This is a genomic window from Micromonospora sp. L5 (assembly GCF_000177655.2).
GTDB lineage: Bacteria > Actinomycetota > Actinomycetes > Mycobacteriales > Micromonosporaceae > Micromonospora > Micromonospora aurantiaca.
This window is the reverse complement of the sequence record NC_014815.1, coordinates 2,775,099-2,787,104: the sequence shown is the minus strand read 5'-3', so window position 1 is coordinate 2,787,104 and position 12,006 is coordinate 2,775,099. Positions and strand designations below refer to the sequence as shown.

Below are 12,006 nucleotides of genomic sequence, written 5' to 3'. Positions count from 1 at the left end.
CCGCTCGACGCGGTGATCCGGTGGTGACCGGGCCCGGTGATGCTCGCCGCCCGGACCAGCGAGGGATGGAGTGGAACATGCGGTTCAGGATGAGCATCGTGGTGGCGAGCGTCGTGGCGGCTGTGGTCGCGGCCCTACCAGGCTCGGCGTCCGCCGCGCCGGAGCGGCATCCCGCCCCGGGTGCCTGGGAACCGGCGCCCCAGGCGCCGTTCGAGATGCCAGCGGGCGCGCGATGCGAGTTCGCGGTACGGGTCGAGCCGATCGTGGACGAGGTGCGGAAGCTGACGATCGAGACCTACCCGGACGGCACGCCGAAGCGGGAGTTGTTCACCGGCGCTCTGATCAACCGGGTGACGAACCTGGAGACCGGCGCCACCTCGACGGCGGACGCGAGCGGCACCGCCCTCGTCGTCTACCGCACCGACGGCTCGATGACCTGGTACGTGACCGGGCCGGTGCTGCTCGGCTTCCGGGAGAACGCCGGCACCCTGCCGAAGGGGCTGTGGATCGTCGACGGCCGGTTCCGGGTGGAGTTCTCCCCCACCTACGACAAGACGATCACGATGCTCCACGGCACTACTCACAACGTCTGCACCGACGTCGACTGATCGGGTGACGCGGTGGCCGGCGTCCCCGGTCACCGCGTCAGCCGGCCGGAGCCTCGTAGATCAGGGCCACCGCGATCCCGGCCAGCCCTTCCCCGCGCCCGGTGAAGCCGAGGCCGTCGGTGGTGGCCGCGGAGACGGTCACCGGCGCGCCCACCGCCTCGGAGAGCACCCGCTGCGCCTCCTCCCGGCGCGGCCCGATCTTGGGGCGGTTGCCGACGACCTGCACCGACACGTTGCCGATCTGGAAGCCCGCCGCCCGTACCCGGCGTGCGCTCTCGGTCAGCAGCGCCACCCCGGAGGCACCGGCCCACTCCGGCTGGTCCACGCCGAAGTTCGCGCCCAGGTCGCCGAGACCGGCAGCGGAGAGCAGGGCGTTGCAGGCGGCGTGCGCGGCAACGTCGGCGTCGGAGTGACCGGCCAGGCCGTCCTGGTCCGGCCAGTGCAGGCCCGCGACCCAACAGGGCCGCCCGGCCGCGAACGCGTGCACGTCGGTGCCGACAGCCACCCGAGGAACGATCATGACCAGAGGGTACGCACACCTCGGGAGAGATCTTGGTAGCAAAGGGCCCCTATGAGGGCCGTTTCTTACCAAGATCTCGAAGCCCGCGTGCCGCGCGGGCGGCGCGTCAGGCGCCTGTGGTCAGGAGGTGTTCGGCCAGGGCCATGTCGAACGGGCGGGTGATCTTCAGGGCCAGCTCGGAGCCGGGCACGCACATGACCGCGCCGCCCTGCTTCTCGATCAACCCGGCGTCGTCGGTCAGCGCGTCACCGGCGGACCGGTGGGCCGCGACCAGCACCGACCGGCGGAAGCCCTGCGGCGTCTGCACCGCCCGCAGCGCGGACCTGTCGACTGTGCCGAGCACCCGCTCGGTCGCGTCGACCTCCTTGATCGTGTCGACCACCGGCAGTACCGGGATCACCGCGTCGTGCCCGTCGCGGACCGCCGCGGCCACCGACTCGACCAGGTGGGCCGGGGTGAGCGCGCGGGCCGCGTCGTGCACCAGGACGATCTCCGGACCGCCGGGTACTGCCGCGAGTGCCGCCGCCACCGACTCCTGGCGTTCGGCGCCACCGGGGACCACTGTCACCGGGGCGACGGGGGTGAGCATCGCGCGTACCGCCTCGACCTCGGTCGCCGGCGCGGCCACCACGATCGTGTGCACGGAGGGCGCGGCGGCGATCCGGCGGACCGCGTGTACGAGCAGCGGCTCACCGGCGAGCAGCCGGAGCGCCTTCGGGGCGCCAGGTCCGAGGCGTACCCCGGCACCTGCCGCAGGAACGAGGACCGCGACGTCACCGCGCGGATTGAGCTGCGCGGTCACGTCGCGGTCCTCGGATTCGTTCGCTGCGGGGTGGGTAGAGGCAGAGGCGTGGATCAGGCCTCGGTCAGCACCTTGTCGAGCAGCGTCTCGGCCTCGTCCTTGGTGCTCTTCTCCGCCAGCGCGACCTCGCCGACGAGGATGTCACGGGCCTTGGCGAGCATCCGCTTCTCGCCCGCCGACAGGCCCCGCTCCCGCTCCCGGCGCCACAGGTCGCGGACGACCTCGGCCACCTTCAGCGGGTTACCGGAGGCCAGCTTCTCCAGATTCGCCTTGTAACGCCGCGACCAGTTGGTCGGCTCCTCGGTGTGCGGTGCACGGAGCACGTCGAAGACCTTGCCCAGGCCCTCTTCGCCAACCACTTCGCGCACACCCACGATCTCGGCGTTCTCGGCGGGCACCCGGACCGTCAGGTCACCCTGTGCGACCCTCAGGACGAGGTATTCCCTGGGCTCGCCCTTGATGACCCGAGTCTCGATTGCCTCGATGAGTGCGGCCCCGTGGTGGGGGTAAACAACGGTCTCGCCGACACTGAAAACCATAGGTTCGAAACCCCTTTCGCTGTGTCTAGGGTAACACGCTCAGGCACCGATGTCTCACCGCTGTCCTGATCGTTGGCGCAGCTCAGGGGCCCTGTGAGAGGTATTTCTTCAGCTTGACAGGCGGTCAAACCGATGCTTTCGACACGCTCCGTGAGGAACACGTGACAACCCGGTAAGGGGTGACGGGAGCGTCCAGATCTAGGGCAATGCGCTCCTTCCATGGTAGCTCCGCAAGTCCGTCCGCGCCCAGGTGTGGCGTTACGGCGGTCGGTGCGGGACGCTGGTGAGGGACGTGACGTCCGCTCACCGAGACGTTCCTGGGGGTCCGATGGGCGTGCCTGACGCTGACGGCCAGGGGCCGCCGGACGGGCTGCCCGGCCTGCCTCCGGAGTGGGGCCGGGTGGTCGTCCCGGACGACGCCTCGGCGCTCGCCGACGAGGCCCGGCAGGTCCGCCGGGAGCTGCGCCGCGCGCGGCAGGGCTCCGGCCGGCTTACCGTTCCGGCCCGCCTCGGGCTGCCGGTGCTGATCCTGCTCGTGTCGGTGCTCGTCACGCTCGCCGGGCTGGCCGCCGTCACCTGGCCGCGCACCACCGCGCGGTCCGGCGCGCCGACGGTGCTCCCCCGCTCCACCACCGCGCCGCAACCGGTCGGCCCGCTGCCCGCGCTGGACCTGGTCGGCGCGGACGACACGCCGGTACCGCTGCGCAGCCTGCTGCCCGCCATGATCATCCTGGTCGACGCCTGCGCCTGCGCCGAGCAGGTCGGCACCGCGGCCCGCGCCGCGCCGCCCGGCGTCACTGTGGTCACCGTGACCGAGGGCCGCAGCGCCGGACCCGCGAGCGTCCCCGGGGTACGCCCGCTCGGCGACCCGGCCTGCGGCCTGCGCTCCTACCTGCACCTGTCCGCCCACCCCGGCACCGCCGCCGCGCTGCTCGTGGACCGGCAGGGCTCGCTGGTCCGTGTGGTGCCGGAGCTGGGCCCGCTGTCGGACTACGGCGCCGACCTGGCCCGGCTGGGCAGCTGACAGGCCGGTCCGGGAGCGCCGGCTGGGCGGCCGAGCCGCCGGCCCGAGGACGCGAGCGGGGCCGCTGAGCCGCCGGTGCCCGGCGCGCGACGGCTGTCAGTAGAGCGCTTCGAGCCGGGCGTCCAGCTCGGCCCGGCCGCGTACACCGGTGAACCGCACCAGCACCGGCGCGCCGGTGCCGCCCAGGAAGGGCAGCTCCAGTCGCCCGCCGCAGCGGAGGAACCGCCGCGCGTCGCCGGTCCCGGTGCCGGACAGCTGCACGGCGATCGATCCGTCCCCGGCGCAGCTCACCGTCAGCCGGTAGTCGTCGCCCCGCGACGGATTCACCTGCCGTACGACGGGCGGCCCGTCCGGCGTCAGGTCGGACGTCTCCCGCCACACCACGTGCGACACCTGGAGCACACGCGAGGTGCCGTCGTCCTCGACCCGGATCACCACCGACCGGTCCGGCGCCGTCGCCGGGGCACGGAGTGCCCGGGGCGTCGGGTCGCGCCCCGGTCGTGCCGGCCAGGCGTCGCCGGTCGACGGGTCGACCCGCCAGGTTCGGGCGACGGGTTCGGCGCTCGCGGGCGGCGCCGGCACGGCCGTGACCGCACCCGGCTCGGGTGCCGCCGACCGCCACCAGGCCGCGCCGGCCGCCAGCGCCAGAACGGTCAGGACGGTCAGCGGTACCCGTCCGTCCCGCTCGTCGGAGGCCATGACGGCAGCGTATCCGTGCGGCCCGGGCGGGGCGAGCCGTCAGCCCACCCGTTCCAGCAGCACCGCGTAGAGCGTCAGGCCCGGTCCGAACGCGAGCATCACCGCCCAGCGCGGCGGCGACGGCTCCGTACGCCACAGCCGGTCCAGAATCAGCAGCACGGTCGGGGACGAGCAGTTGCCGTGCTCGGCGAGCGTCCCCCGGGAGGCAGCGAGCCCGTCCGATGGCAGCGCCAGCTCACGCTCCACCACGTTGAGGATCCGCGGACCGCCCGGGTGCACCGCCCAGCCGTCCACGTCGGAGCGCTCGCACCCGTGCCGCGCCAGCAGTTCGTCGATCAGCGTCCGCACGTGCCGGGACAGGACCTGCGGCACCTTCGGCGACAGCCCCATCCGGAAACCGGTGTCGGTGACGTCCCAGGTCATGTGGTCGGCGGTGGAGGTGTCGGTGACCGAGGTGACCTCGCGCAGCGCGTACCCCCGGCCGCCGGGGACGACCACGGCGGCGACCGCGGCGTCCGAGAACAGCGCGTGGGAGACGATCTGCTGGGTGTCCACCCGGGCGCCAGGCGGCTGGATGTGCAGGCTGGTCAGCTCCGCGCAGAGCAGCAGCGCGGGCCGCCCGCGGGCGGTGACGAAGTCGCTCGCCGCGCCCAGCCCGGGCAGGGCCGCGTAACAGCCCATGTGCCCGACGAACATGCGCTGGGTGCTCGGGGACATCCCCAGATCCCGGGCGAGCAGGATGTCCAGCCCCGGGGTGGCGTACCCGGTGCACGAGCAGACGATGAACAGCCCGATGTCGGAGGCGTCCAGGCCGGCGGCGGTGAGAGCCCGGCTGACCGCCTCCTTGCCCAGCGGCAGCGCCTCGACCTGGTAGCGGCGCATCCGGCGCTCGGTCGGCCACTCCGAGACGTCCTCCAGCAGCGGGTTGACCGCCGCCTGCCGCCGGGTCACGCCCGAGTTCGCGAAGATCCGCTCGGCCAGCGCCCGGGTGTTCCCCTGGAAGTGCTTCGCGAAGAAGCCCGTCCACAGTTCGTCCTGCATCGCGGCCGGCGGTTGTGCCGTACCCAGACCCGCGATCACCGGTATGCCCACGTCCCCCACCCCTCGCCCTTCACTCACTCCTCGCGCTCACCCTGGTCACCGTGCCGCATTTCGTTCGCGACTGCGGGGCTCGCAAAACCGGCTCACTCCTCGCGCTCACCAACGAGGGAGCGCACTGTCCCGGTCCGGGTCGCCGCCCAGTGCGGCGATGCCGAGCCAGTCGGCGCACACGTCGGACGTGGCCGGATGCAGCGAGCCGCAGCGGGCGTCCCGGTAGAGCCGCTCCAGCGGATGCCCGCGGCGGGTCGCCGACGTACCGGCCGCCTCCAGCATGGAGGCCGCCACCTCGGCGGCTGTGGTGCCGGCGAGCAGCTTGGCCCGCCACACCCAGCGGTTCGTCTCGGCGTCGCCGGGTGCCTCGTCGACCCGGCGGGCCGCCTCGGCGACCACCAGTTCGGCGGCGGCGGTGGCCGCGTCGGCCCGGCCCAGGCGGGCCCGCACCGCGGGCAGCCCGGCGAGGTTGCGGGCGTTGAGGTGCTCGGCCGCGGCGTCGATGGCGGCCCGGGCCACGCCGACGTAGACCGCCGCATAGCTCGCCACCAGCCAGTGCGGCATGAGCTGGGCGACGACCAGGGCCAGCCCTTCGACGCCGCCGAGCAGCCGGTCGGCCGGGACCGTCACGTCCAGGTGCACGTCGTGCGAGGAGGTGGCCCGCATGCCGAGCGAGTCCCAGGTGGGCTCGACGGTGATCCCGTCCCCGGCCGGGACCAGGAACTGCGACACGACGGACTGGTCAGCGGTGCTGCGGGCGGCCACCAGGTAGCCGTCCGGGTGGCCTGCGCCGGAGCAGAACGTCTTGCTGCCCTTGATGTGCCAGCCGCCGTCGACCGGCTCGTAGGCGGTGCTGAGCTGGGACAACCGGGCGCCGGCGCCGCGTTCGCTCATCGCGACCGCGTACCAGGCGCCGTCGGCAGCCGCGCGCAGCAGCCGGTCCCGCGCCGCCAGCGCCTCGTCCGGTACGCCGAGCGCCTCGGCCAGTTCCTCGGTGACCGCGCCGAGCGCCCCGGTGACCGAGGCGTGCATGTTGAACACCAGCGCGGTCGCGCCGTTGCCCCGGGCCAGCTCGGTGGCGACAGCGGCGTACTCGGCGAAGCTCGCGCCCGTGCCGCCCAGCTCGGGGGGCACCATCAAGCCGAACAGCCCTGCTGCCCGCAGGTCCGCGAAGTCGGCCACGGGGAACGAGCCGTCGCGGTCGTGCTCGGCCGCGCGGGCGGCCAGTCGCGGCGCCAACCGGCGGGCCGCCTCCAGCGCGTGCACAGTCATGTCGCCCCCTTCTCGGCGTCCTTTACCCCGGGCGGCCCCGGCTACCCGCCCCGGCGCCCCCAGCCCTGGTACAGCACCGCCGTCGACCGGGTCGGCACGATGCGCGGTTCGGTCCTGCCCGGACGGTCGGCGCCGCCGCGCATGCGGCGCAGCAGCCAGGCCAGCGTGCCGCCCAGCTCCGGCCGGACCCCGCGCACCGTCAACGACACGCCGTGCCGGGCACACTCGGCGACCAGCGCGCGGGCGTCGACGAACAACCGCGGGTCGTGGATGCCGCGCGGCACTGTGGGCAGCCGTTCGCCCAGCTCCACAGCGATCAGCCGGGCCGGCAGCGTGTCGTTGAGCGTGTCCAGCACCAGCAGGCCGCCCGGGCGCAGCAGCCGGCACGCCTCGGCGACCGCCCGCCGCCAGTCCGGCACGTGCTCCAGCAGCTCACCGGCGGAGACCACCGCCGCGCAGCCGTCGGCCAGCGGCACCGCCGTCGCGTCGGCCTGGACCACTGTCACGCCGTGCGCGGCGGCCTGGTCGAGCGCGGAGCGGGTCAGGTCGACCCCGACGTGGCGGTAACCCTTGCCGGCCAGGTGCGGCGCCAGCAGCCCGGCGCCACAGCCCAGGTCGACGAGCAGGTCGTCCGGGGTGGACGCCGCTGGTACCAGCGCCGCCCGGGCCCGGGCCAGCCAGTGCAGCATCGCGAACGCGCCGTCCGGCCGCCACCACTCGCCGGCCAGGTCGTCGTACTGCCGGGGGTCGTTCGGCGGCAGCACCCGGTACGGAGTGGACACCGGCGACGCGTCGGGCATGCGTCGAGCGTGGCACGACTGCCCGGTAACGACCAGACTTCCCTTATGTCGACACGGGTGTTAGGGCTGGTCAGGGCGAGCCATCCGGAGCCCGCGGCGGCGGTCACGGTGGTCGCCGCGCTGCTCGCCGCCGGTGTCGGGCACTCGGCGGCGGGTGTCGTGCTCGTGGCGCTGACGGTGCTGGCCAGCCAGCTCGCGGTCGGGTGGAGCAACGACCTGATCGACGCCGAGCGGGACGCCGCTGTGGGGCGTACCGACAAACCGGTGACCACCGGCGAGGTCGCCCGGCCGACGCTGGCCCGGGCCACGGCGGTGGCCGCTGTCGCCGTGCCGGTGCTCGCGCTGGCCGGCGGCCCGGCCGCGGCGGCCTGCGCCACGCTGGGCCTCGTCTCCGCGCTGCTCTACAACCGGCCGCTGAAGTCGACGCCGGTGTCGGTGCTGCCCTACGCGGTCTCGTTCGGCGCGCTGCCCGCGTTCGTGGTGCTGGCGCTGCCCGGCTCGCCGGTGCCCCCGGCCTGGCTGGTGGCCGCCGCCGCGCTGCTCGGCGCCGGCGCGCACTTCGCGAACGTGCTGCCGGACCTGGCCGACGACGCCCGGACCGGGGTGCGCGGCCTGCCGCACCGGCTCGGGCCGGTGGGCAGCCGGCTGGCCGCCGCCGGGCTGCTGCTCGCGGCCACCGTCGCGCTGGTCCTCGGCCCGCCCGGGCCGCCGTCGTGGACCGGCCTGTCGGCGGTCGCCGCCGCCGTGGCCGTGCCGGCGGTCGGCTGGTACGCGGGACGCGCGACAGCCGGACGCTCGGCGACCGCCTTCCGGGCGGTCCTGGTGGTGGCGCTCATCGATGTGGTGCTGCTGGTGACGAGCGGCCGGGTGGTCTGAGGAGTCCACTCCGAGGTGGCATTGCCGGGTCCGCGTGCGGGCCTCGATCAGCTCCAACTACCCTGGAGCGCGGTCTGCGCGGGTATGGCCACCCCGTGCCCGGTGGTCGACCGGGCGGGGATCGTGACGAGGAGGACCGACGTGACGCGCTCGATCAGGGGTTCCCGGGGGCCGGCCCTGCTGCTGGCCGGCACGGCGGCGGCGAGCCTGCTGCTGTCCGGGTGCGGCGCCGGGCAGATTTCCGAGACCGCCAACAAGATCCCGTCGGTACAGGGCGTCAACGTCCAGACCTCCGACAACCTCTTCAAGGTGCGCGGGCTCTACGTGCAGTTCCCGGGCCCGAAGGGCTACGAGGCCGGGTCGAACGCGCCGGTCAACGTGGTGATCTACAACGACAGCGAGAAGCCGGTGACAGTGACGGTCACCACCGACAGCGCGCGGGAGATCGTGCTCACCGGCTCCGGCGCGGGTGAGAGCGGCGCGGCCACCCCGACCGGTTCGCCCACCGAGCCGGTCACCACCTCGCCGACCGCGAGCGACCCGAGCGCGTCGCCGAGCCAGTCGCTGGAGGTGACCGGGTCGCCGTCGGCCAGCCCGTCGCCGAGCGAGAGCGAGTCCGCGCCCGCCGGTCAGCCGGCCCGGATCGAGATCCCGGCCCTCAGCTACGCCCAGCTCAACGCCGGCAACCCGCGGTTCCTCCAGCTCGTCGGCCTGAACGAGAAGCTGCTCGTCGGCCAGCAGGTCAACCTGACCTTCGACTTCGGCGACGGCAGGGTCGTCAAGACCCCGGCGCCGATCGGCATCCCGCTGACCCCGGAGGCCACGCCGTCGAAGATCGTGAACCCGCGTGAGCACGCGGGTGAGGACGGCGGCGCCGAGGGCGGCCACTGACCTCTCCCCTCCTTCCGTCGGCACCGCCGCCGTGGCCAGCGCCACGCCGGCGGTGTCGCCGTTCCGGGTGGGCTTTCGTCGTACGGGCCGGTTAGCGTCCGGTGGTGACCACGCCCCGATCGACCCCCTCCCGTGCCGGCGCCGGCCGCGGTCGCGCCGCCACCCGCGAACCCCGCCCGGCCTACGAGTGCGACGCCTGCGGCCACCAGCCCCCGAAGTGGGTGGGCCGGTGCCCCGAGTGCGGCGAGTGGGGTTCGGTGGTCGAGTGCACGGTCACCGGCCCGATGGTCTCCGGCCGGGTAGTCAGCTCGCGGATGCCGGCCGAACCGGCCCGGCCGATCGCCACGATCAGCGCCGCGCCGGCCCGGGCCCGTCCCACCGGTGTGAGCGAGCTCGACCGGGTGCTCGGCGGCGGCCTGGTCCCCGGCGCTGTGGTGCTGCTCGCCGGTGAGCCCGGGGTGGGCAAGTCGACGCTGCTGCTCGACGTGGCCCAGCAGTGGGCGGCCGGTGCCGGCAGCCCGTCGCTGGTGGTCAGCGGCGAGGAGTCGGTCAGCCAGGTGCGGCTGCGCGCCGAGCGGATGGGCACCCTGCACGACCAGCTCTATCTGGCCGCCGAGAGCGACCTGTCGGCGGTGCTCGGCCACCTCGACGCGGTCAAGCCGGGGCTGCTGGTGCTCGACTCGGTGCAGACCATCTCGACCACCGGCACCGAGGGCGTGCCGGGCGGCGTCACCCAGGTCCGCGCGGTCACCGCCGCCCTGGTCGCGGTGGCCAAGGAGCGCGGCATCGCCACCGTGCTGGTCGGGCACGTCACCAAGGACGGCCAGGTGGCCGGTCCTCGCGTGCTGGAGCACCTGGTCGACGTGGTGCTGCACTTCGAGGGCGACAAGCACTCCTCGCTGCGCATGGTGCGCGGCGTGAAGAACCGCTTCGGCGCGGCCGACGAGGTGGGCTGCTTCGAGATGCACGAGGGCGGCATCAGCAGCCTGGCCGACCCGTCCGGCCTGTTCCTGACCCGCTACTCCGAACCGGTGCCGGGCACCTGCGTGACGGTGGCGATGGAGGGGCGCCGGGCGCTGGTGACCGAGGTGCAGGCGCTGATCGGGGCCACCGTGGCCGGCTCGCCGCGGCGTACCGTCTCCGGCCTCGACAGCGCCCGGCTCGCGATGGTCCTCGCGGTGCTCCAGCGCCGCACCGAGCGGCTCACGCTGCACGACCGGGAGGTCTTCGCCGCCACCGTCGGCGGCATCCGGGTGGTGGAGCCGGCGGCCGACCTGGCGGTGGCGCTCGCTGTCGCCTCCGGCGGGCTCAACCTGGCGCTCAACCCGCATCTGGTGGCCATCGGCGAGGTGGGTCTCACCGGCGAGGTCCGTCGCGTCGGCGCGGTGCCCCGGCGGCTGGCCGAGGCCGCCCGGCTCGGCTTCCGGCTGGCCCTCGTGCCGCCCGGGTGCGGGCCGGAGAGCAGCGGCGCCGGGCCGGAGAACATGCGCGTGATCGAGGTCACCGACGTGCGTGCCGCACTCCAGGCGGCCGCCCGCGCGTCGGCGGAGTGACACGGTGGCATCCGCCGGGCGTTTCCGGGCAGGCCACGCAGGCCACGCAGGCCACGCCGACCCGCCCGAGCCGGGCATCGTGACACATCACAGTAACCACGAGAGCACCCACCGCATGGCAGTCCGTAGACTGTGCCCGTGCCGATCGACCGCGATGCCACCAAGCCCGCAACGGCGACGCCGCACGCCCGTACCGGCGCCGTGAGCGGCAACCCCGCTCGTGCCATCAGCGTGAGCGTCAACGGAAGCGTCGGCGGCGGGGCCGGCGCCGATCCGCTGCGCGCCAACCTCGCCCTGATGGCTCCCGGCACCGCCCTGCGGGACGGCCTGGAGCGGATCCTGCGCGGCCGCACCGGCGCGCTGATCGTGCTCGGCTACGACAAGGTGGTCGAGCAGATCTGCACCGGCGGCTTCCCGATGGACGTGGAGTTCTCCGCCACCCGGGTCCGTGAGCTGTGCAAGATGGACGGCGCGGTGGTGCTGTCCAGCGACGGCACCCGGATCGTGCAGGCCGGCGCGCACCTGATGCCGGACCCGTCCATCCCCACCGAGGAGTCCGGCACCCGGCACCGCACCGCCGAGCGGGTGGCCCGGCAGACCGGCTACCCGGTCATCTCGGTCAGCCAGTCGATGCGGATCATCAGCCTCTACGTCAACGGTCAGCGGCACGTGCTCGACGACTCGGCGGCCATCCTGTCCCGCGCCAACCAGGCGCTCGCCACGCTGGAGCGCTACAAACTGCGGCTGGACGAGGTCTCCGGCACGCTCTCCGCGCTGGAGATCGAGGATCTGGTCACCGTCCGCGACGCGGTGGCGGTGGTGCAGCGGCTGGAGATGGTCCGGCGGATCGCCGACGAGATCGCCGGCTACGTGGTGGAGCTGGGCACCGACGGCCGCCTGCTGGCCCTTCAGCTCGACGAGCTGATGGCCGGCGTGGACGCCGACCGCACTCTGGTCATCCGCGACTACCTGCCGACCGGCCGCAAGTCGCGCACGCTCGACGAGGCGCTCGTCGAGCTCGACCTGCTCAGCGCCACCGAGCTCATCGACCTCGTGGCGGTGGCGAAGGCGATCGGCTACCCGTCCGCCTCGGACGCGCTCGACGCGGCGGTCAGCCCGCGCGGGTTCCGCCTGCTGGCCAAGGTGCCCCGGCTGCCGGTCGCCGTCGTCGACCGGCTGGTGGTGCACTTCGGCAGCCTCCAGCGGCTGCTCGGCGCGACTGTGGAAGACCTCCAGGCGGTCGAGGGCGTGGGCGACGCCCGCGCCCGCGGTGTCCGCGAGGGCCTGTCCCGGCTCGCCGAGGCGAGCATCCTCGAACGGTACGTCTGAC

General features: G+C 74.1%; 13 protein-coding genes. 6 read left to right on the top strand and 7 right to left on the bottom strand.

Going from position 1 to position 12,006, the window contains the following annotated elements; genetic code table 11:
• The first annotated feature begins 77 nt into the window (after positions 1 to 77).
• Positions 78 to 608 carry a hypothetical protein gene (locus ML5_RS13290; RefSeq protein WP_013475028.1) on the top strand — a complete coding sequence of 177 codons (531 nt, stop codon included), beginning with the start codon at positions 78 to 80 and terminating at the stop codon, positions 606 to 608.
• A gap of 37 nt (positions 609 to 645) precedes the next feature.
• Here the strand turns inward: ML5_RS13290 and ispF are convergent, their stop codons facing one another.
• The 3 genes from ispF to ML5_RS13275 form a co-directional block, all read right to left on the bottom strand.
• Positions 646 to 1,128, bottom strand: coding sequence for a 2-C-methyl-D-erythritol 2,4-cyclodiphosphate synthase (gene ispF / locus ML5_RS13285; protein WP_013288935.1), 483 nt, complete (start codon positions 1,126 to 1,128; stop codon positions 646 to 648).
• Positions 1,129 to 1,234: 106 nt separating this feature from the next.
• Positions 1,235 to 1,930: a 2-C-methyl-D-erythritol 4-phosphate cytidylyltransferase gene (gene ispD, locus ML5_RS13280; RefSeq protein ID WP_013475027.1), complete on the bottom strand. Its 696-nt coding sequence runs from the start codon at positions 1,928 to 1,930 to the stop codon at positions 1,235 to 1,237.
• 53 nt (positions 1,931 to 1,983) lie between these two features.
• Complete coding sequence (locus ML5_RS13275; RefSeq protein ID WP_013288937.1) at positions 1,984 to 2,469, bottom strand: CarD family transcriptional regulator; 486 nt, start codon at positions 2,467 to 2,469, stop codon at positions 1,984 to 1,986.
• 328 nt (positions 2,470 to 2,797) lie between these two features.
• On the opposite strand from ML5_RS13275, the gene ML5_RS13270 reads away from it, so the two are divergent.
• Positions 2,798 to 3,493, top strand: coding sequence for a hypothetical protein (locus tag ML5_RS13270; RefSeq protein WP_013475026.1), 696 nt, complete (start codon positions 2,798 to 2,800; stop codon positions 3,491 to 3,493).
• A gap of 96 nt (positions 3,494 to 3,589) precedes the next feature.
• On the opposite strand, the gene ML5_RS13265 is transcribed toward ML5_RS13270, so the two are convergent.
• From ML5_RS13265 to ML5_RS13250, 4 genes are all read right to left on the bottom strand, one after another.
• On the bottom strand, positions 3,590 to 4,192 hold the full coding sequence (locus ML5_RS13265) for a hypothetical protein (protein ID WP_013475025.1): 603 nt from the start codon (positions 4,190 to 4,192) through the stop codon (positions 3,590 to 3,592).
• A gap of 39 nt (positions 4,193 to 4,231) precedes the next feature.
• Positions 4,232 to 5,284, bottom strand: coding sequence for a type III polyketide synthase (locus ML5_RS13260; protein ID WP_013475024.1), 1,053 nt, complete (start codon positions 5,282 to 5,284; stop codon positions 4,232 to 4,234).
• Between the two features lie 105 nt (positions 5,285 to 5,389).
• Positions 5,390 to 6,556, bottom strand: coding sequence for an acyl-CoA dehydrogenase family protein (locus tag ML5_RS13255; protein WP_013475023.1), 1,167 nt, complete (start codon positions 6,554 to 6,556; stop codon positions 5,390 to 5,392).
• Between the two features lie 41 nt (positions 6,557 to 6,597).
• A complete protein-coding gene (locus ML5_RS13250) occupies positions 6,598 to 7,356 on the bottom strand; it encodes a methyltransferase domain-containing protein (RefSeq protein WP_013475022.1) in 759 nt (252 codons plus the stop codon).
• A gap of 45 nt (positions 7,357 to 7,401) precedes the next feature.
• Here ML5_RS13250 and ML5_RS13245 point away from each other — a divergent pair, with 45 nt between their 5' ends.
• The 4 genes from ML5_RS13245 (at position 7,402) to disA (ending at position 12,005) form a co-directional block, all read left to right on the top strand.
• Entirely contained in the window at positions 7,402 to 8,232 is an 831-nt protein-coding gene (locus tag ML5_RS13245; protein WP_013288943.1) for a UbiA family prenyltransferase, read from the top strand.
• A 141-nt stretch (positions 8,233 to 8,373) separates the two neighbouring features.
• Positions 8,374 to 9,123, top strand: a complete 750-nt coding sequence (locus ML5_RS13240; RefSeq protein WP_013475021.1) for a hypothetical protein — start codon at positions 8,374 to 8,376, stop codon at positions 9,121 to 9,123.
• A 104-nt stretch (positions 9,124 to 9,227) separates the two neighbouring features.
• Complete coding sequence (gene radA / locus ML5_RS13235; RefSeq protein WP_030272015.1) at positions 9,228 to 10,676, top strand: DNA repair protein RadA; 1,449 nt, start codon at positions 9,228 to 9,230, stop codon at positions 10,674 to 10,676.
• 138 nt (positions 10,677 to 10,814) lie between these two features.
• Positions 10,815 to 12,005 (top strand): DNA integrity scanning diadenylate cyclase DisA, encoded by a 1,191-nt coding sequence (gene disA, locus ML5_RS13230; RefSeq protein WP_013288946.1) that lies wholly within the window; start codon positions 10,815 to 10,817, stop codon positions 12,003 to 12,005.
• Position 12,006 lies beyond the last annotated feature (1 nt).

What these genes read in the sequence shown, in the direction of transcription:
- ML5_RS13255 (WP_013475023.1), bottom strand. Translation starts at nt 6,556, where the DNA reads ATGACTGTGCACGCGCTGGAGGCGGCCCGCCGGTTGGCGCCGCGACTG.
- ML5_RS13270 (WP_013475026.1), top strand. Translation starts at nt 2,798, where the DNA reads ATGGGCGTGCCTGACGCTGACGGCCAGGGGCCGCCGGACGGGCTGCCC.
- ML5_RS13275 (WP_013288937.1), bottom strand. Translation starts at nt 2,469, where the DNA reads ATGGTTTTCAGTGTCGGCGAGACCGTTGTTTACCCCCACCACGGGGCC.
- ispF (WP_013288935.1), bottom strand. Translation starts at nt 1,128, where the DNA reads ATGATCGTTCCTCGGGTGGCTGTCGGCACCGACGTGCACGCGTTCGCG.
- ML5_RS13290 (WP_013475028.1), top strand. Translation starts at nt 78, where the DNA reads ATGCGGTTCAGGATGAGCATCGTGGTGGCGAGCGTCGTGGCGGCTGTG.
- ML5_RS13245 (WP_013288943.1), top strand. Translation starts at nt 7,402, where the DNA reads ATGTCGACACGGGTGTTAGGGCTGGTCAGGGCGAGCCATCCGGAGCCC.
- ML5_RS13250 (WP_013475022.1), bottom strand. Translation starts at nt 7,356, where the DNA reads ATGCCCGACGCGTCGCCGGTGTCCACTCCGTACCGGGTGCTGCCGCCG.
- ML5_RS13265 (WP_013475025.1), bottom strand. Translation starts at nt 4,192, where the DNA reads ATGGCCTCCGACGAGCGGGACGGACGGGTACCGCTGACCGTCCTGACC.